Origin of the sequence: Pseudoflavonifractor intestinihominis, assembly GCF_040096055.1 — a bacterium.
GTDB classification, from domain to species: Bacteria; Bacillota; Clostridia; order Oscillospirales; family Oscillospiraceae; genus Pseudoflavonifractor; species Pseudoflavonifractor intestinihominis.
Map to the genome: position 1 here is coordinate 20727 of NZ_JBBMFK010000023.1, position 19241 is coordinate 39967.

General features: G+C 47.7%; 24 protein-coding genes. 11 read left to right on the forward strand and 13 right to left on the reverse strand.

All coding sequences use genetic code 11. The annotated features are described in order from the left end of the window. Positions 1-12 precede the first annotated feature (12 nt). From WMO64_RS12730 to WMO64_RS12760, 7 genes are all read right to left on the reverse strand, one after another. Positions 13-678, reverse strand: a complete 666-nt coding sequence (locus tag WMO64_RS12730) for an ABC transporter ATP-binding protein (RefSeq protein WP_204750605.1) — start codon at positions 676-678, stop codon at positions 13-15. A 140-nt stretch (positions 679-818) separates the two neighbouring features. Beyond that, positions 819-1454, reverse strand: coding sequence for an ABC transporter ATP-binding protein (locus tag WMO64_RS12735; RefSeq protein WP_349232214.1), 636 nt, complete (start codon positions 1452-1454; stop codon positions 819-821). A 22-nt stretch (positions 1455-1476) separates the two neighbouring features. Further along, on the reverse strand, positions 1477-2142 hold the full coding sequence (locus tag WMO64_RS12740; RefSeq protein WP_349232215.1) for a hypothetical protein: 666 nt from the start codon (positions 2140-2142) through the stop codon (positions 1477-1479). Next, positions 2139-2975, reverse strand: coding sequence for a hypothetical protein (locus tag WMO64_RS12745; RefSeq protein WP_349232216.1), 837 nt, complete (start codon positions 2973-2975; stop codon positions 2139-2141). The genes WMO64_RS12740 and WMO64_RS12745 overlap by 4 nt, the downstream gene beginning before the upstream one ends. Positions 2976-3056: 81 nt before the next feature. After that, positions 3057-3449 (reverse strand): hypothetical protein, encoded by a 393-nt coding sequence (locus WMO64_RS12750; protein ID WP_289599114.1) that lies wholly within the window; start codon positions 3447-3449, stop codon positions 3057-3059. Positions 3450-3563: 114 nt separating this feature from the next. Next, positions 3564-4595: a sensor histidine kinase gene (locus WMO64_RS12755; RefSeq protein WP_349232217.1), complete on the reverse strand. Its 1032-nt coding sequence runs from the start codon at positions 4593-4595 to the stop codon at positions 3564-3566. Then, positions 4592-5275 carry a response regulator transcription factor gene (locus WMO64_RS12760; RefSeq protein WP_349232218.1) on the reverse strand — a complete coding sequence of 228 codons (684 nt, stop codon included), beginning with the start codon at positions 5273-5275 and terminating at the stop codon, positions 4592-4594. The genes WMO64_RS12755 and WMO64_RS12760 overlap by 4 nt, the downstream gene beginning before the upstream one ends. A gap of 692 nt (positions 5276-5967) precedes the next feature. Here WMO64_RS12760 and WMO64_RS12765 point away from each other — a divergent pair. Next, positions 5968-6402 (forward strand): RNA polymerase sigma factor, encoded by a 435-nt coding sequence (locus tag WMO64_RS12765; protein WP_087341444.1) that lies wholly within the window; start codon positions 5968-5970, stop codon positions 6400-6402. Next, complete coding sequence (locus WMO64_RS12770; RefSeq protein ID WP_087341445.1) at positions 6399-6638, forward strand: helix-turn-helix domain-containing protein; 240 nt, start codon at positions 6399-6401, stop codon at positions 6636-6638. Before WMO64_RS12765 ends, WMO64_RS12770 begins: the two co-directional genes overlap by 4 nt. Before the next feature lie 86 nt (positions 6639-6724). Here the strand turns inward: WMO64_RS12770 and ltrA are convergent, their stop codons facing one another. From ltrA to WMO64_RS12800, 6 genes are all read right to left on the reverse strand, one after another. Then, positions 6725-8005 carry a group II intron reverse transcriptase/maturase gene (gene ltrA / locus WMO64_RS12775; RefSeq protein ID WP_349232219.1) on the reverse strand — a complete coding sequence of 427 codons (1281 nt, stop codon included), beginning with the start codon at positions 8003-8005 and terminating at the stop codon, positions 6725-6727. Between the two features lie 660 nt (positions 8006-8665). Then, positions 8666-9568 (reverse strand): BRO-N domain-containing protein, encoded by a 903-nt coding sequence (locus tag WMO64_RS12780; protein WP_301946757.1) that lies wholly within the window; start codon positions 9566-9568, stop codon positions 8666-8668. 75 nt (positions 9569-9643) lie between these two features. Beyond that, positions 9644-10009, reverse strand: a complete 366-nt coding sequence (locus WMO64_RS12785; RefSeq protein WP_349232220.1) for a cysteine-rich VLP domain-containing protein — start codon at positions 10007-10009, stop codon at positions 9644-9646. Next, complete coding sequence (locus WMO64_RS12790; protein ID WP_349232221.1) at positions 10006-11340, reverse strand: relaxase/mobilization nuclease domain-containing protein; 1335 nt, start codon at positions 11338-11340, stop codon at positions 10006-10008. The genes WMO64_RS12785 and WMO64_RS12790 overlap by 4 nt, the downstream gene beginning before the upstream one ends. Continuing rightward, positions 11307-11630 (reverse strand): plasmid mobilization protein, encoded by a 324-nt coding sequence (locus WMO64_RS12795; protein WP_087341449.1) that lies wholly within the window; start codon positions 11628-11630, stop codon positions 11307-11309. Before WMO64_RS12795 ends, WMO64_RS12790 begins: the two co-directional genes overlap by 34 nt. A 259-nt stretch (positions 11631-11889) precedes the next feature. Then, entirely contained in the window at positions 11890-12261 is a 372-nt protein-coding gene (locus tag WMO64_RS12800; protein WP_076778922.1) for a helix-turn-helix domain-containing protein, read from the reverse strand. Between the two features lie 145 nt (positions 12262-12406). Here WMO64_RS12800 and WMO64_RS12805 point away from each other — a divergent pair, with 145 nt between their 5' ends. From WMO64_RS12805 to WMO64_RS12845, 9 genes are all read left to right on the forward strand, one after another. Continuing rightward, the gene (locus tag WMO64_RS12805; RefSeq protein WP_349232222.1) at positions 12407-12601 is read left to right on the forward strand and encodes a helix-turn-helix domain-containing protein; all 195 of its coding nucleotides are present in this window, start codon (positions 12407-12409) and stop codon (positions 12599-12601) included. Then, complete coding sequence (locus WMO64_RS12810; protein ID WP_349232223.1) at positions 12598-13302, forward strand: response regulator transcription factor; 705 nt, start codon at positions 12598-12600, stop codon at positions 13300-13302. Before WMO64_RS12805 ends, WMO64_RS12810 begins: the two co-directional genes overlap by 4 nt. Beyond that, positions 13292-14707: a sensor histidine kinase gene (locus WMO64_RS12815; RefSeq protein WP_349232224.1), complete on the forward strand. Its 1416-nt coding sequence runs from the start codon at positions 13292-13294 to the stop codon at positions 14705-14707. The genes WMO64_RS12810 and WMO64_RS12815 overlap by 11 nt, the downstream gene beginning before the upstream one ends. 109 nt (positions 14708-14816) lie before the next feature. Beyond that, entirely contained in the window at positions 14817-15719 is a 903-nt protein-coding gene (locus WMO64_RS12820; RefSeq protein WP_349232225.1) for an ABC transporter ATP-binding protein, read from the forward strand. After that, complete coding sequence (locus tag WMO64_RS12825; protein WP_349232226.1) at positions 15703-16935, forward strand: ABC transporter permease subunit; 1233 nt, start codon at positions 15703-15705, stop codon at positions 16933-16935. Before WMO64_RS12820 ends, WMO64_RS12825 begins: the two co-directional genes overlap by 17 nt. A gap of 11 nt (positions 16936-16946) precedes the next feature. Continuing rightward, a complete protein-coding gene (locus WMO64_RS12830; protein ID WP_349232227.1) occupies positions 16947-17312 on the forward strand; it encodes a hypothetical protein in 366 nt (121 codons plus the stop codon). 498 nt (positions 17313-17810) lie between these two features. Beyond that, complete coding sequence (locus WMO64_RS12835) at positions 17811-18242, forward strand: RNA polymerase sigma factor (protein WP_087341453.1); 432 nt, start codon at positions 17811-17813, stop codon at positions 18240-18242. A 4-nt stretch (positions 18243-18246) separates the two neighbouring features. After that, positions 18247-18486, forward strand: coding sequence for a helix-turn-helix domain-containing protein (locus tag WMO64_RS12840; protein WP_087341454.1), 240 nt, complete (start codon positions 18247-18249; stop codon positions 18484-18486). Between the two features lie 292 nt (positions 18487-18778). Next, entirely contained in the window at positions 18779-19186 is a 408-nt protein-coding gene (locus WMO64_RS12845; protein WP_349232228.1) for a DUF6870 family protein, read from the forward strand. Positions 19187-19241: the final 55 nt, after the last annotated feature.

Below are 19241 nucleotides of genomic sequence, written 5' to 3' on the forward strand. Positions count from 1 at the left end.
TACGGCACCCCCTCACTCCATGATTTTCCCGTCCTCAATACGGATAATCCGATCTGCAAGCTGGGCGATCTCGCTGTTATGGGTAATCATGACAAGCGTTTGATGGAATTTCTGGCTGGTGACTTTCAGCAGGCCAAGAACATCGCTGCTCGTCCGGCTGTCAAGATTGCCCGTCGGTTCGTCTGCCAGCACGATAGCCGGTTTTGAAATAAGTGCGCGGGCAATCGCCACGCGCTGCTGCTGGCCGCCGGAAAGATTGTTCGGCATATTGTTCAGCTTATCTTCCAAGGCCAGCATCCGAACGACTTCCTGCATGAATTTCTTATCTACTTTGTCGCCGTCCAGTTCCACGGGCAAGGCAATATTCTCATAGACGTTGAGGACAGGGACAAGGTTGTAGTTTTGGAATATAAAGCCGATTTTCCGTCTGCGGAAAATGGTAAGCTGCTCGTCATTCAGAGTAGATAAATCTCTGCCATCCACAATGACCTTGCCGGAAGTGGGAACATCCAGACCGCCAATCATATTCAGCAGTGTGGATTTGCCGCTGCCGGATGTGCCGACAATGGCGACAAATTCTCCGAGTTCCACCGAGAGAGAAACGCCGTCCAGAGCCTTTGTAATGTTCGGCTCGTCTCCATAGTATTTTTTCAAATCTGTTGTCTGTAAAATAGTCATAAGTTCTACCACCTTTCTTTTTGATGGTTCCATTGTAAAGGTAAATCCTCGCAGAAATGTCACGATGGTTCTTGAATTTCCTATTAAAACGCCTTGAAATGTCACAATCCTGTGACATTTCAAGAATAGAGTTTGCACACTTAATTTGCAGCAATTAGTTGTCCTTCCTCCATACGATAGATGTGATTACATATTGCATCTATATCCTCTCTGTGGTGAGAAGTAATAACAATCAATTTTCCGTCTTTGCGGTATTGAAGCAATAAATTACGCACAAGTAAAACCGTATCCTCGTCCAAAGCATTAAACGGCTCGTCCAAGATCAAAATATCGGGGTTCTCCATAATCGCTTGAATAATCCCTATTTTCTGCTTCATACCAAGAGAGTATTTTTTGACAGTCTGTTTAGAATTTGGTTCCAGCGAAAATTTTTTCATTAGGTCTTTAATTTTATCATCAGTGACACGATGCCTAATTTCTGCCAGTATTTTCAAGTTTTCAAAGCCGGTCAAATAATTCAGAAAATCCGGCTTTTCGATTATTAACCCCAAATTCGGCGGAAAAGAAATATCGTGATGTAGTATCTTGCCGTCCACTGAAATACTGCCCTTTGTAGGGCGAATCAGCCCGGCAATTTCACGCAACAGCATGGTTTTGCCACTACCGTTTTTTCCGACAATACCATAAATATTCCCGCTTGCAAATTCACAGGAAATATCTTTAAGAACCATAGCCCCATTTATCTTTTTCGATAGTGCTTCGACCTTTATATTCATTTAGCTTCCTCCTACTTCGATACTAAAAAATATCCTCATTCTGAGTTACGACCAATAAAGCACCTGTCAGGATAATCAGAATGACCGGCATGGCAATAACCCACATTGTTCCATTGCAGAACATCCATGAAAACACAAGGTTTATTTCAATTCCAAATTGTTGATCCAGCTCCGGGATAATCGTAAGCACTTCTAATACGAAAATCAGATATACCATAATGTATGAGGCAGATTTCATCAGCTTATTGTTACTCTTTTTCAAGATTACAGAGCCATTTACCATAATTAGAAACCCAAGCAGGAAGCGAACATACCACGATAAAATACGGATCGCATCTGAGCCGGAAAATACGCTCCCAAACTTAAAAAGGGAAAAGAATATTATCAGGATAAACCAGACCGTTAAATATACAAATCCCAAAAAGTATTGCTGAAGCAGTTGTAAAATCAGCGCGTGTATTCTTCCCTTAGTGCGAATGATTGTAACTGGCATCATACTTCTGTCTATTAACAGTGCCCCAAACATAAACGGCGGCGTTAAAAGGAACACAACTAATTTGTCGAAAAAAAGGTTTGAAAACCATGTGCTTTGCCCATCAGCAAACATAGTCAGGCAGAAAAGCATTGCCAAAAATAGTGACAAGCACCCACCTGCATAAACTAAGAATTTCCGATATAGTACAATCATAAGGCATCCCTGTTCCTGCGGCATCCAATGAACGCCACTATGACATCAACAGCAAAAAGTGAAGCAAAGACCAGCATTATATCAGCCGTAGTAATACAGGTGGAAAGGGCGCTGGCTGCTCTGGGCTGGATAATGATGGACAGATTATATTGCATATAATTCGCAAGTAACAATCCCTCTGCATAGTTGACTGCATAAAGGATAAGAAACGGTGCCAGAAAAGCGATTAAGCGATTTTGAAATCGGAAAATCATGTGTATTCCAAGAACTAAAACAGACATCAACGCAATCGCCAAGGCATTGAGAAAACTATATACCAGTTCCATCATGATCGGGCTAATCTGATACAAATTTCTTGCGAATGTTTCTTCTTTTGGAATAAGAAAGTTATATTGTTCCGTCAGAGGTGCATCTGCGGAAAAACATAAGTGCGTCACTATTAAATTCACAATGAAGATCAGCAGAAAATTAAAAAGGGTCACAATAAAAACAGAACCGATTTTTGAAATCAAATACTGTGTCCTGCTTTTTCGGACTATTAGCAGCTCATATATTGACGTTTTCCTCTCGTTAAAGAAAATCAGACCTGTTGATAAAACAGGAAACACAAACAGCAAAGTCCGATATACGGTATGCCCCCAGCCAGACGAGTTCATCAGCAGCCAAAATTGAAAAGGATTTGCGCCCACTTGTTCAAAAAAGCCCGGCTGTCCGCCATATACGAAACGCACAAACAAAGGATCAGATACAGCAACAATTATGAAAAGTAACAGAGTAATTTGTACCAATCGGTTTTTATATATCTTTTTTACATCTGAAACAAAGTATGACATCAAGAACTCCTTTCAGTTAATATAAGGGCAAAGAAGTATCAACTACCTTTGCCCCTACACGATAATCAATCACTTAGTTTATTAGTTTGGCGTCCAAGAGCCAGATACTTTAACCGATGTGGCTAAATCAACGGGGTTGTCCAAATTCAAGACAACATTTTCGCCAATTTGAGGCTGCTTCGTATAAGACACACTGCTCGTCCCAATGCCAACCTGATTGTAAGGGCTGGAATAGTTGGTTCCTGTCGAATCACCCTCTGTCCATGCACAGACCTGATCTGTACCTGAACCAATGGAATCAATCGTAATCGAAAAGTTTTTGGCATTCGTTGCTTTTCTTACCGTACTAACCTCTGTGTCGCCCTGATGAGCTGGTAGGGTTGCCGAAAAACTTGCTGATGCCGCAAAAGCAGTAATAGAAAGCCCCAGTGTAAGTACACATCCCAAAGCGATTGCCGCGATTTTCTTCCTCATAGTACCCCTCCTTTCTTTTTTACATCATTATAAAGGGTAATCCTCGCAGAAATGTCACAGCCGTTCGATAATTTTTCTATAAATCGCCCTGAAATGTCACAATCCTGTGACATTTCAAGAATGGGGCAGGAACACCGAGAAAGTAGAGCCAGCACCGACTTCCGAGGCAACACGGATAAAGCCCCCTTGCCGGGTGATAATTTCACGGGTAAGATATAGGCCAATCCCGATACCGGGGGCGTCATGCACCCTGTCCTCACGGTAGAACCGCTTAAAAATCGTCCCTTGATGTTGTTCTGGAATACCAATGCCCGTATCGGAAATATCAATCTTCACATACATTTCCCAGCACACCACAGCCACATGGATTTTCCCGCCCTCTGGCGTGTACTTCACCGCATTATCCAGAATGTTGAACAGGGCTTCGGTTGTCCATTTCCGATCATGGGCCGCAGTTACCGTTTCCGGGCAATCCACTGTGACCGCAATCTTTTTATGTTCTGCGTTCAGCAGAATACCGCCCAGCGCCGCAGCGAGAGTATCATAGATGGCTTGCGGCTTCGGTTCCAAAGCAATTACCCCGGCTTCAAGCCGTGACGTTTTAATCATTGCTTGCATGAGAAAATCCAGCTTGTCTAACTGGCTGTCCATAGCCAAAAGAAATTCTCTCTGCTTTTCCGGCGATACAGTTTGCTCCAACAAAGTGGCATCCAGCATTTTCAGGTTTGCAATCGGCGTTTTGACCTGATGGGAGATGTCCGAAATCAATTCCTGCAAGTCGGCTCGTTCCTTTGCAATACTGCTTTTGCTTTCCCGCAGCACTTCATAGAGCCGGGAAAGCCGGTGGTGGATTTTATAGAACAGGTTTTCTTCCTCTGTGTACTGCGGCGGGGCCTGATCTGCTGACATCATATCGTCCAGCAGCTTGCACAGAGCGTCCGAAAACAGCGTTAATTTCCGGCGCACAAAGACCAGAAAAGCAGCCATGCACCCGGCGACTAAAACCGCATAGAGCAATCCGCAGCATAGCGCCAATACGTTCCGCGTCAAAAAGTAAATGGTACATGACATGGCGACCGAAAGCAGAAAAAGGGCTGCACACACGACCATGCACACCTTATTGACAGAGAGTTTTTCTGTTCTCATTTGTTACCGCCCCCAATCCACATATAGCCCATACCGTAGACGGTTTTGATATAGGCATGGTCTGGCTTTTCGATTTTGTTGCGTACCCGGCTGATTGTGGAAGTCAGTGCGTGTTCATCCACAAAATTCCCGTCAATATCCCACAGCTTTTCCAATAGTACCTGCCGGGTCAAAACAATCTGTGGATTTTTCGTCAACACTTTCAAAAGCCGGTATTCCATCGGGGTAAAAGAAATACTTTCTCCGTTAAGCGTTGCGGTCATTTCTGTAAAGTTGATAAACAGGTTGCCGTCGTTGTAGAAGTCGCCGCCAGATTGTTTCCTGATCCGGGCCAACAACGCAGACACCTTTTTCTGAAATACGCTCATGGGGAAAGGCTTTGTCACATAATCATCCGCCCCCAGCTCGTAGCCTTTGAGCATATCGCTTTCCATATCGTTTGCCGTCAGGAAGATTACAGCAGTGTCCGGGTGGCTTTCCTTAATATCCCGGCAAAAATCAAACCCATTACCGTCCGGCAGGTTGATGTCAAGGACAATCAAATCATACTCTTGTTTTCTGCAAAACCGTTCGGCAACGCTTTTCGTCAGGGCAGCATCGACTTCATAACCAGCGGCAGACAGGTTATAGCAAAGGGTATTATTCAAAAGGCGGTCATCTTCAACCACTAAAATTCTCATTCGCTCACATCCTTTTCTTTATAGTGTACCAATCAAATGTCACAGAAACCTCACGATGAAGTGCTTTTTTGGAATTTCTTTTATCTTATCTTTTGTGGACAGGAACGACAAGCTATCATTCTGAAATTTTGAAATGTCACAAACTTGTGAGATTTCAAGGGGGGAATTTTGTCAAAACCTGTTTCCCTGCGAGATTTCTGCGAGAATTGGGCCTTAAAATAATATCAAAATAAAGATACCCCAATTTCTGCCGGACGACGGCAAAGAAAAAAAGCCGTCGTACAGCAGCCCTTTTCCTGCGCCTAACTAAAGCATGGCGGCTTTGAATAAATCAAGGCCGCCGTATTCTGTGCCATTACAAAGAACAACACCCTGACGTTGGCAGGATCGGCGGCCCACGGAGGGAGCCGCCATGAAGCAAAGAGCGTTTCGACAGAATACAACGGGGTATGCGCTATCAAAAAAAATCCGTCCCCATCTACGGGGAAAAGCGCCTGCCAATATGTATTATACCATGTAAATCAACTGCATATCGCTTCCGTTTTCGCCCGGTGGGTCTGCAACCTACCGGGCGAAATTTGTTGTTTCCTGCGGTTATTCGGTGCGGGCCGGGGCCGCCACATTGCTGCCAGTGAAAGGAGTGGTATCAGCAGCTTTTACTTCTCACTCTCCCGCAGATCGGGGGTGAGAAGATGAAAGAATACACTCCTAATTATGTGGAACGCTGTCAACTCGACCATTACTGCAAGCTGGTTCTGTACCATGAAGCCGTTGATTATTTGCGGGAAATGCAGCGATACCGTAACCGACAAACATCCTTAGAAGATATTTCCCCGGCGCAATGGGACAAGCTCTGTACACTGGATGAATACCCCAGCGATAGTTTTATGTTCTCGGCCTTTGGCTATGACCTGCATATCCGGGACGAGCTGGTGGCCGGAGCCTTTGCCAGCCTGCCGGAGCAGGAGCAGCAGATTTTAATTCTGCGCTTTGTCGCGGCTATGGCGGACGGCGAGATCGGCGGCCTTGTGGGGATGTCCCGCAGCGCCGTCCAGCGCCACCGCACAAAGACTTTGAACGAACTGCGGCACAGATTGGGGGACAGCGGAGGGAGGAACGCGAAATGAAGCAGCCCACATTCCACGGCAGGGTGCTTCTGCCCCTGTCAGTCTTTGCAGAGGCCCGCGCTGGTGATCCGCTGGCAATGGAGCGCATCTTGCGGTACTACGACGGCTACATAAACAAGCTGTGTACCCGGACGCTCTACGAGCTGGACGGGACGCCTCATGTGCGGTTGGACGAGTACATGAAACACCGCTTGCAAAACAAGCTGATCCGGGCCATCCTAAAGGACAGCCTATGAGATCGAGTAGGAGGTAGGCGATTATTTCGCCTACCGACCTCTCACACCACCGTGCGTACCGTTCGGTACACGGCGGTTCAATCAACTTAACAAGTGACACGCCTTTCGACATAGTAGTCCTCCATGGATACGAGTCCAAACTGAACCAGTCTTTCTTTACTGATACTAATGTGGAGATTCCAGCTTCTGCACACTCTGGCATATCCTTGTGCATATGAAATGCCATGTGCTGCGTATCGTGGCAGACCAAGCTTGATTAGATTCTTTTCCCTGTTCTTTGGCGTTTTCCAGTGTTTCCAGATACACATTCGCAGTCTAAAGCGGATATGCTTATCAAGCTTTCTGCATAGGCTTTTCATGCTCCCGATTTTGAAATAATTTATCCATCCCCGGATAAGCTGATTGAGCTTCTTTACCTTATAGCCGTTGCTGACTCCCCAGCTTCTGCATGTGAGCTTCTTCATCTGCTCCTTGAACTTTCCTACCGCTTTAGTGTGTGGTCTGGCTTTATAGCTTTTGGCAAACGTGTCAAAGTAAAATCCAAATCCGAGATACTTTATGCCTTTCGGCTTATCTATCCTGCTCTTTTCAGCATTCACTTTGAGCCCGAGTTTATTTTCTATAAATCTCGTTACACTCTTCATGACTCGTTCCGCCGCTTGTCTGCTCCCGACCATGATGATAAGATCGTCCGCATACCGGACGAAGTCCAGCCCCCTTGCCTCTAGTTCCTTGTCCAGCTCGTTAAGCATGATATTTGCCAGTAGCGGCGATATATTTCCTCCCTGCGGCGTGCCGACTATCGTATCTTCATACTCGTCGTCTATCATCACTCCGCTGACAAGAAACTTTCTCACCAATGATATGACATCTCCGTCCTTAATCGTCCGTCCGAAAATAGTCATTAGCTTATCGTGGTCTACTGTGTCAAAGAACTTCGCAAGGTCAATGTCCACGATCCAGTTGTGCCCGTCATTCATCATCTCCAGCGCTTTCAGGACTGCCTGTTGCGCGCATCGGTTTGGTCTGAATCCATAGCTATGGTCGTGAAACTGCCCCTCAAATATCGGAGTGAGTACCTGCGCTATCGCCTGTTGAACAAAACGGTCAGCCACTGTCGGTACCCCCAGCTTCCTTATCCCACCGTCTGGCTTCGGTATCTCTACCCTGCGTACTGGTTGCGGCTTATACCTTCTCGTCCGCAACTGTTCCCTGAGGTTTTCGCCGTTTTCCGAAAGGTATGGTCCCAGTTCTTCAACGGACATTCCGTCTACACCGGCCGCTCCTTTGTTTCTGACGACTTGCAGATATGCCGCATTAAGGTTATCTTTGCTCAATATCTGCTCCATAAGGCTACTTGTGTCCATGCGTTGTTTCCTTTCTGCCCCTTTTGCCTTTGCCGCCTTTGACGTTATCGACAGACGTTGCTCCGGCTACGAAGTGGAACGTACTTCAACTGATTGATTGTTCAGCCCTTCACTCCATTCCCATTACAGGAACTTCTTCGCTACTATGGCTTCTGCTGACTTCTCACAGTTCGTTGTTACTACGGCTCATGAGACCGCCTGTGAGACCTCCCCGGTTAAGGTGCGTTCTCTTTCCCTCCATGCACCTGCCGCATCTACTCGTACTTCCGACAACTTTTGGACTTCAGTGTCTTTTGCCACCTTATCCGCATTTCCGAGCCTTATATGCGGTTCCTGTCCGTCAGGTCAGAGGTTTGCTTACAGCTTCTTTCAGATTCCACCTCACGATGGACACCCTTGCTGTTCGGCTATGTACTTCGTCGTTGTCTACGCGCACTCGGGACTTTCACCCGTTAGAGAACGCCCATGCCGGGCAAACAAAACGCCGGGCGCAGGGCCAGCAGGCCGCCGCGTCCGGCGCTTTCTTATGGGTTGTTTTCTACGCATTTAGAAGTCTGTTTCGGCGGGGATTGGATAAATCCTATTGCCGCCCCGTCAATCGTTCGCCAGAAGCCCGCTGCGGCGGGACTTTTAGCGGCCTAAATGCGTAGAATGCAGGCGTTATTCATCCTTGTTGTCGTCTTTTTCCTCTGTTTGCTCTGGCATGGCGGCGGCGTCCTCTACAATATCCGTTATAAGCTGCCGGAAGTCTTTGGCGTTTTGGGAAGTAATCACCGGCTTTCCTGTTGTATCTTCAATCTCTTTCCGGGTATTTCCCGCAATCGAACCGCCTTTTTGCGCCACTTTCTGATTTTCAGAAAAAGTAGCAGGCTTTACAGTTTTAGAAATCTCCGTTGTAGTAGCTTCGGCAAGCATTGTCAGAACCAGTTCCAGATCGCTCATGTTGTCCCGGAGGTTTTCTTTTTTCAAGCCTTTCAGTTTTTTGTACTGCCGGGTTGTCATGCCCGACCATGCGCGGGAAATCTCGTCAGTCAGGATTGCATATTCCTTTCCCTTTTCCACGCCGCGCTTTTGCCACTCGTCTGTCAGCTCATTGCGGATGCGGATTGCCAAAAGGCGCTGATGTACCCATTCCTCGGAATAACCTTTTTTCAGATAGGTTTCTAACGCCCGGTCAATGGCCTGTTCCGGGTCAATGGTTTCTTCAATCCGTTCCCGGCCCACCCTTGCCAGCCACGCCTTAAACGGCTCGGCTTTCGGGGAGGGGACAGACTGGATAATCCGCAATAGCTGTTCTGTATTGGCAACGTCAGTTTTATACCTTTTCCCATCGGAGGACAGCATTTTCAGTTGTACGATTTTCTCGTACAACTCAACCGCGCCCTCTTTTTTCAGCTTTCGCTTTAAGTCACTCCAATACCGGCGGGGATTTTCTGTGCCGGTCAAAACGGAAATAACGTCCACAATGGAAAAGTACCATTCTTCTTGTTCTTCGTCCCATGCAGTACGGATTTTTTTATCTTCAAATAGCTGGATCGCGTCAGTATTTATCAATTCGCCCATTGCTATGTACCTCTCTTTCGCGGGGATAATTATAGTCTATCGTATCTTTTTGAAAAAATCTACCTTTGGCGCAGCTCATTTCCCGGAAAGCTGCCAGTATTTTTGCCGCTGCCGTTCGGCCTCTTTCTTCCGACGCACCCGCGCCGCGCAATCCGGGCAGTATTTGGCCCGGTTGGACTTCGGCGTGAACACGGCCCCGCACTCGACGCAGCGTTTCACCTCGTCCCGGCTCTTGCTGATCTCGGCGCACAGGGCCGCGTCCAGCGGGAGGACGGCGGCCCGAAACCACCGGCACAGCAGCGAATAGGAAATGCTCTGGACGCACACACATTCCTCTCCATCGTCCAAAAGCAGGCAGTTCCCGTCACAGTAATTGCAGCACTCATGCGTCAGCTTCCGGGCCTTGCGGTACTGCCGGTAATTCATTCTCGGTATGCTCATAGCTCTTGTGTCCTTTCTTGATGGGGCGTCACCCGCAAAATGCTGTCCACATTCTGCTTGATGATGCCGTAGTCGGCCAGTTCCTTTTTCACTTCGCCGTACTTCTCGTACAGCCGTTCCTTTTCCTCGTCCAGCTTTCGGTATTCGGCTTTCAGGGCGGCCAGATTAGGGAGCTTTGTCACGCCTGCGTCCTTGATGGCTTTTGCCGCTGCCTCGTACAAGATAAGCTGACTTTCATGTTCGCGCCGGTACGCGGCCTTGTCTTTGGCCTTTTTGTATTCCAGCGCCACGGGCCGGGTTTGCCGGTAGGTGGAGATATTCTTTATCAGCACCGCCATATCGGACAGGCGGCGTTCCACCGCTTTCAGCGCAGCGGCGGCTTCGTCGTTTGCCGCGCTGATTTCGGCCACCTTGCTTTCCAGCGCCGCATAGTCGTCTATGCCGTGTTCGGTCAGGAAATTCAGCGTTCGGGCGGCCTGCTTCAAGTTGTGGACTTTCGCCCACTTTGCATAGTCCGCGCTCTGCTGGGCCTTGATGCTGTTCTCCAAATCAATCCGCAAAGCGATTTCCTTTGTGGCGTTCCGTTTCGGGCCTCTGTCCACGGCCAGCCCCTTGATCCGGCGGGTGATGGCTTCCTCGGTGTAGTTCTCACCCAAGGTCTTACAGCGGGTGAAGCGTTCCTGACCGGGAGCGCGGAAAGAAACGAATTTGCCCGGTTTGATTTCATAGCCCTGCGCCTGCATGAGCCGCAGGAAGTCGTCAAAGTCTTTGGCCTGCGGGATGGCGGCGTCGATAGCAATTTTCAGTTTGGCTTTCCAGCTCTTTCCCTTGCGCTGGGCGTCCCATTCGGCGTAGGACTTCCCCTTGTCCTTGCCCGGCTTCACCACGGACAGGCCGTTTTCCTTGCACAGCCGATCACTGGTGCGCCGGATGTAGGCGTAGCTGCGCCGGTTGGAAACGTACTTGCGCTGCTGTACCATATCCACGGCACAAAAAATGATGTGGTTATGCAGATGGCCCTTGTCTATGTGGGTAGTCAGCACATAGGGGTATTTGCCTTGCAGCACTTCGTCGGCAAGCTGCCGCCCGATCTCGTGGGCCTGCTCCGGCGTGGTTTCGCCCGGCTCAAAGGCTTGTATCAGGTGGTGGGCCAGATTGTTGCCTTTCCTGAACGCCTGATCTAACAGCATTTGAAATTCAATGTCCGCCGTTTCGTAGGAACAGCCAAAGGACGATACCAGCATTTTATCGTCCGTCTTGTCCGGGTTTTCGATGTAGTCAAGGGCCGCTTTCAGATTTACCTTGATAGGATGGATCTTTGTAATTGCCATATCTGTGCCAGCGCCCCCTTGATGTCCTCAACGTCCTGCGCGTACACAGCCCCGGTACTGTTGATACGCCGCGCAATCTGGTTGACGTTGACGCCGATTTTTTGCAGCTCCGCAGTCTGCGCCCGGATGTCGCTGGTGTCCATGTGGATGATATACCCGTCAATCAGCATTTTCCGGGCATAGGCCGAGAAATTCTTTGTGCCGAGCTGGGCCATTTTCTGCTGGATGATGGCCCGTTCTTCCGGCGTCACCGGGACGCGCAGCACGATTTGACGCTTTCGGTTTGCCATTGCGTTTCACGCTCCTTTCCGGCAAAGGGGTTTGGGGATTTCCCCAACAAGCAAAACGGACGGCCCGCAGGGGCGGGACGGTGCGTTTTTCGGAAGTGTGGCTACACTTCCTATGCTTGCTGTTTTTGTTCTTCTCCGCTAATAGAACGTCCCGAACGCTTTAAACTACCCGCAAAATACGGGCTTCACCTGAAAAAAGTGCAAAAAATAAAGGGCGCTTTTGCGCCCCTCGCAAACAAAAGAAAACAGAGGATGGTTTTCAGGCATCCCCCGTTTCTTTCTTCTTTGGCTGTTCAATTTTAATGGCCCCGTCAATCGCGCCCTCGATGATCGGCAGGTATTCTTCGGGACACAGTTTCAGCTTGTGGCCGACCCGCTGGCGCTGCTCACTTTCCGAGCGCAGCACTTCGGGATTGAAATACCGTTCCACAGGAAGCCCGCAGGTCTTGATAAGCTGGATTACGACCGGGAGGCTGGGGATCGTCCCTTTATTCTCAATGTTGGCGAGATACCGCCACTCAATACCTACCATTTCCGCCAGCGCCTTACGCGCCAGACGCCGGGCTTTCCGCGCAGCCTTTACATCCGCGCCGAAAGTTTCAAAGCCGGGGCAATCTTCTACTTTCGCCATATAACATCACCCATTTACATTGTATAATTCATATTTGCCCGATGGAATGTTGCTATATGCAAGTAGATTAAACTTTATAATTCATATTTCGTTCCTTGCTTTGTTCGAGAAAAAGAACTATAATGTTGTATGTGGAGGGCTGAATATGGACTATATGACTTTGAAAGAGGCAAGCGAAAAATGGGGTGTGACCCCTCGACGGGTAAACTACTATTGCGCTGCGGGCCGTATTCCCGGCGCTGTGAAAATGGCAGGTGTCTGGCTAATTCCAAAGGGTGCAACTAAACCCATCGACAGACGTATTAAGAGCAATAATCCCCCAAAGGAGGGTATAGTATGAGCGAGTATAAAATAATGATCGTTGACGATGAGCCGGACATCTTGAATCTGCTGGAAAAAGCATTGACGATAGAAGGCTTTCACAACATTCTAAAAGTGGACAACGGAAATAACGCCGTAAGTACCTGCAAAGAAGTAAATCCAGATGCCATTATCTTGGATGTAATGCTGCCAGATATTGACGGTTATGAGGTATGTAAACAGATCAGGCAGTTCTCCCGTTGCCCGATCCTGTTCCTTTCTTCCAAAAATGATGAAGTGGACAAAATTCTTGGGCTGGCCGTAGGCGGCGATGATTATGTTACAAAGCCTTTTAGTCCAAAAGAAGTTGCTTTCCGAGTGAAAGCCCAACTGCGGCGGGCAGAATACAGGCAGAGTGCAGAACAACCCCACGCAATTACCATTGGTGAGTTAACGATTGATCCTGATGGATGCCGCGCTTCTAAAAACGGAAAAGACTTAGAGTTGACCGCAAAGGAATTTGAGATTTTGTATGATCTGGCGCAGAACAGAGGCCGTGTTATTAGCCGGGAACGCTTATATGAAAGAATTTGGGGCGAGGACAGCTTTGGATGTGATAACACCATGATGGTACATATCCGACATCTGCGTGAAAAGATTGAAGATAATCCGGCAACCCCAAAATACATTATCACGATGAAAGGCTTAGGCTATAAGCTGGTGAACCCCCATGAAAAATAAATGGAAGTTGAATCCGTTGTTTCGGATATTCACACTGTTTCTTGTTTTGGTAGTTCTGTTTATTGGTGCCGGGATAGGACTATTCTATATCTTATTTTCTATCCCGGAGCCGGAGGGATTGAGTTTGGCTACTTGGCCGAATCGCTTTACTGACAATTTCTCGATATGGATGAAAAATGATAAAGGAACACTCCAGATAGAGGATATTGGATTGGAACGCTTGGACGAGTATGACCTGTGGCTACAGGTTATTGATGAAACTGGGCAGGAGGTGTTTTCCCACAACAAGCCAGAGAACTTTCCAGCAAAATATACTGCGTCTGAATTGATGGCCTTCAGCACAAGCGATTATGAGGACGGAAACACGGTTTTTGTCAGCAGCTTTGAAGAAAATGGGCAGACATGGAATTATCTGATTGGCTTTCCCTATGATGTAGGCAAATATATGTTGTACTACAACGGTGAAGTTATCGGGCGTCTTAAACCTGTATTTACCTTATCTTTGTTTGGTGTGATCTTTGCTGGGAGTGCGCTGTTTCTAATCTATGGCATTTGGCTCACACGTCAAACGGGAAAAATAGCCAAGGGAATTGGAAATATTTCACGCCGAGTTTATAACACCATCCCGGAAAAAGGAACTTTCGGCAGTGTCTATATGGCGCTGAACAAAATGAATGAAGAAATCCGACATAGCGATCAGATCAAAGAGGAAACAGACCGTGTACGTCGGGAGTGGATTACGAACATCACTCATGATTTGAAAACCCCGCTTTCTCCTGTTAAAGGTTATGCGGAACTGCTTGCAGACGGAACCGATATTGATACCAAAACGGCGCAGGAATATGGCGCTATCATTTTGAAAAATGTAGATTACGCCGAAAAACTGATGAATGACTTGAAGTTGACCTATCAACTGGAATCCGGCGCTTTTCCATTTCATCCGCAGCAGGTGCGACTGGTACGCTACTTGAAGGAGTTAGTGATTGACATTGCAAATGACCCGACTTTTTCTAACAGAGATATAGAGTTTGAAAGTGAAAGTAATCTTTCAGAGCTTACCGTTGCAATCGACCCTGATTTATTCCGCCGCGCAGTAGGAAACCTTGTAGTCAATGCTCTCGTTCATAATCCACCAGATACAAAAGTAATCGTATCTGTTTCGGAAGATAAGCAGAAAGGCATTTGTATTACTGTTCGTGACAATGGCGTTGGTATAAAGGCGGCAGAGCAAGCCGAACTGTTTACACGGTACTACCGGGGGACAAACACAAAGGAAAAAACAGAGGGCAGCGGATTGGGCCTTGCGATTGCGAAGCAGATCATTGTCCTTCATGGAGGTGAGATAGCCGTTAAGAGCAAAATTGACGAGGGAACTGAATTTTCAATCCGTCTCCCAGTGAATTAAGATTAAATTAAGATACAGAAAAGTCAGACCTAAGATGGGTGAGCTATGCTATAACCATAGTTCACCCATTTCTTATTGGACTAAATTCAAAACGAACAGGAGGTTTGTTATGAAGTTACAATTACAGCATTTGCGTAAGCAATACGGAGCCAAAACTGCTGTTGATGATGTGAGCGTCAATTTAGAACCTGGTGTGTACGGATTGCTTGGCGCAAATGGGGCTGGCAAAACCACATTGATGCGGATGATTTGCGGCGTTCTGAAACCTACTTCCGGCAGTATCTGTCTGGACGGAAAAACAATTCAGACATTGGGCGAGCAGTATTACACACATCTGGGCTATATGCCACAGGACTTTGGCTTCTATCCTGATTTTACGGCCCGCGAGTTTATGCTCTATATGGCCGCAGTAAAAGGGATGGATAAAAAAGCGGCAAAAGCCCGTACAGAGGAATTGTTAGAACTGGTAAACCTGCATGATGTAGCAGGCAAGAAAATTCGTTCGTATTCCGGCGGCATGAAACAGCGGTTGGGAATCGCGCAGGCAGAACTGAATGACCCCGACATCCTGATTTTGGATGAACCGACTGCGGGCCTTGACCCTAAAGAAAGGGTTCGCTTCCGCAATATTATCTCCGACTTTGCCAAAGACAAAATTGTGATCCTGTCCACCCACATTGTTTCGGATGTTTCGTATATCGCAGATACCATTCTGATGATGAAGCAGGGGAAAATTTTGCTCCAAGGGCCGATGGAAACTGTTACGGAAAGTATGCGGGGCAAAGTGTGGGAGGTCATGGTGACTGAACGGGACGCTGCAAAATACAGCAGAAATCTTCGCGTTGTCAACCTGCATCACGAGGGCAATCAAGTTCGACTGCGTATTGTAGAGGATGAGGCTCCTGCGCCAGATGCCCACAACGTCGAACCGAGCCTTGAAGATTTGTTCCTGTACCATTTTAGTGAAGATATGCAGAATGAAGGGAGTGAAAGCGATGAAATCTTTGGTTAAGTTTGAATTTCTGAAAATCCTGCGAAAAAAATCCACTCTGATCGTGATGGCTGTCAGCTTGCTCATAACGGCGGTTTTCTTCGTTATGCCGATCTTGCAGTTTCAGATTTACAATCAAGATGGAGTCCTGCGGGGGCTTGAAGGGATTGCATACGAAAAAGAGCAGTACGCCGAAATCTCTGTCCCTCTGACAAATGAGTACGTTACTGAACAAATTCGGGAAGTGCAGGAGCTTTTTGCTGATCCTGATAATATAGGCTATGACGGAAATGAGGTATTTTTGATTGAAGATGCCTACTGGAACGGCATTGCCCCACGAGAAGATTTGCTCGCCTTGATTGCAAAAAATTATGCGGAGCCAAACGTAAGCGTGGGCTATAATGCGCTCCCGGACTTGGATATTTCTAACGGGACGGATTTCTATCAGGCAAGACAGGATAAAATTGAAACGATCCTGAACGATACGTCCAAAGATTTATCTGCCGAAGAAAAGGCGTATTGGCAGAATATGAACAGCCAAGTGAAAGAACCTTTTCAGTATGGCTATTTTGGAGGCTGGGAAGTCATTATTTCTGCCTTTGAGTTACTGATGTTTGCGATTTTGGCAATTTGCATTGTGATTGCACCTGTTTTCTCCGGCGAATATCAGTCTGGAACAGATGCGGTCATCCTATCCGGGAAATACGGAAAGACCAAATTAACTACCGCAAAAATTTGGGCTGCTCTTTTGTTTGGTGTGCTGGCGTTTACACTCCATGTTCTTGTCGCCCTTGCAATTCCCCTTACGGCATTTGGAGTTGACGGGTGGAACCTTCCTTTGCAGATCAATGGAACCACTGTTCCGTATCCGCTGACGTTTTTGGAAGGAACACTCATCAATTTGGGTATCATCTATCTGGTACTGATTGCAATGATCGCCCTGACGCTTTTCCTGTCGGCCAGAATGAGAAGCCCCTATCAGGTACTGATTGTAATTATGCCGGTTTTGTTTATCCCCATGTTCCTCACCCCGAATGGAACCAGCGGCCTTTACAATCTGCTTGTTTTTCTGACCCCCTACCAGTCATTGAAACCGAACTTTGGATCGTATATATCTTATCAACTCGGTTCGGTTGTTCTGGACGCCTTTACAATGAGAGCTGTTTTGTATGTTGTCTTGGCGCTGATCCTGCTTCCCCTTGCCCGGATTGGCTTTAAGAAACATCAGGTTTCATAAGGAGGCGAAAGATGAAAAGCAAAAAGTATATCACAATAGCTGTTGCCGTGGTTGTAATTATTATCGCAGCGATTATGATAATCCAACCCTATAATTGGTCTAAAAAGTCATTTGAAGCTGTTGTGCAGGAAACGGTAACGCAGGCAGATGGAGAAATCCGGCTGATTGTGGAACGGACAACGGAAATTTACAGTAGCCCCATGAACTCTCTCGGTATCAGTGAGGAAACCAAATTGTTAAATGCCAGTGGAGAAGAAATTTCAGTTACTGACTTCAAACCGGGGGATGCTGTAAGCGTAACGCTGAAAGACTCTTTTACCGAAGAAACTCCATTTTATTATCCAATAGTGTACGAGATCAAACTCATCGACCAGTAAATAATTACACCACTGCCGGGCGACGGCAAAAGAAAAAAAGCCGTCGTTCAGCAGGCAATCGCCATGCCCTAAATACACCTACGGCGGCTTTGACAAAATCAAGGCCGCCGTTCTCTTTGCCCTCAAACTGACGACGCCCTGACGCTGACAGGATCGGCGGCCCACGGAGGGAGCCGCCATAAAGCCAAAAGCGTTTCGACAAAATAAGACAGGGGTTGCACCGCCCCTAAAAAGCCTTTCCTCGGCAGCGGGGACAAGCGGCCATGAGTATGAACTATACCATGTAAATTATCTTCATATTGCTTTCACTTTCGCCCGGTGGGTCTATGACCTGCCGGGCGAAATTTGTTGTTTTCTGCGGCCTGTATCAGCGGCGAATAATTCTCTCAAAAAAATTTCAAAAAGGAGGCGTTTAGCGGGCCGCAGAACGATTTCCATTCGCTCTATGTGCGGAAAGGGAGGAACCCACCTAATCCCCCACAGAAAGGGGGTGAGAAGATGGAAACACCCAACCGCAAATTTGGCGAATGGGGCCAGTTTGACCGTTACTGCAAGCTGGTTCTCTACCATGAAGCCATTGACTATCTGCGGGAGATGCAGCGCCGCCGGGATATGGAAATATCTCTGGACGAGCTTTCCCCCGCGGACTGGGACAAGCTCTCGGTCAGGGACGACTATCCGTGTGAAAGCTATATCTTTCATTCCCACGGGTACGACCTGCGGATCGACAACGAGCTTGTAGCCGAAGCCTTTGCCGTACTGCCCCAGCAGGAACAGAGTATCTTAATCCTGCATTGTGTTATGGAGCTGAACGACGTGGAGATCGGCAGGCTCATGGGAATGTCCAAAAGCGCCGTACAGCGCCACAGGACAAAGACGCTGAAAGAACTGCGAGTGAAGCTGATGGCAATCATGCCGGAGGGAGGTTGAGGAAATGAAGCAGCCGAGCTATAAGGGCTTTGCCCCTTTGTCTGATGCTGTAATTGACGCAGCCTGCGCCGGTGACGTTGATGCGATTGACCGCATTCTGCGCCATTACGACGGGTACATAAACAAATTGTGTGTCCGAAAGTACATCGACGGAAGCGGCAATGTGCATTATGACGTGGACGAGTACATGAAGCGTCGATTGCAGATCAAGCTCATTCATTCCATCGTTGTCACGATAGAGTGACGGAACCGGCCCCGGAAACGGAAATGTCTTTATTTCTTCCTTTCCACGTTTTCGCTGACCCGGAGGCCGCAGGCTGCACCTTGACAAATATGCCCGCAAGATAACGGCGGCGCATCATAGGACAGACGGACACGATCTGTCTGTGTTGAGCCAATCGGACGATGCGCCATGACGCCGTTTCAAGCCCGCAGGACGGGGCCACTGTAACGGGTGAGCGATAAACACCAGACCGTAAAACAGGTGTGGCAACCTGTGGGCGATGAAGCACAGGCAAGACAATGAGACTCCCGCGTTGAACGCCCTCACAGCATTGCGCGGCGCACCCATCAGCATGGGCCGGGGTGAAATTCCCGTGGAGCTGTGCCAACAGCCGTCCGTTTATAGTCCATTTTTGGCAACAAACAATGCCGTCCTCTTTCAGTTCGGAAAGGAGGACACTGTGATTAGTAGTGACGCGCTGGCCCGTATGCGTCAGCAAAATATAAAGGAGATCAACAAGGACGACCTTGTGGACATCCGTTCTGTTGTCGTTGATACGTCCTTGCCACCTGAACAGCGCATGATGGACTATCTGGAAAAAATCAAAAATCCCTACTGCTTTCGCTGTGGGGATGCGGTTGTTTCTATTCACTTTGCCGACAAGGGGAACAGTCTTGACAGCCTTCTCAAAAATTACTTTTTGGGGCTGAAAAGAAGCTGATTTTCCCGTCTTTTTATGCTATAATCATATTGTGATTATAGAGGATTGGAGGTAT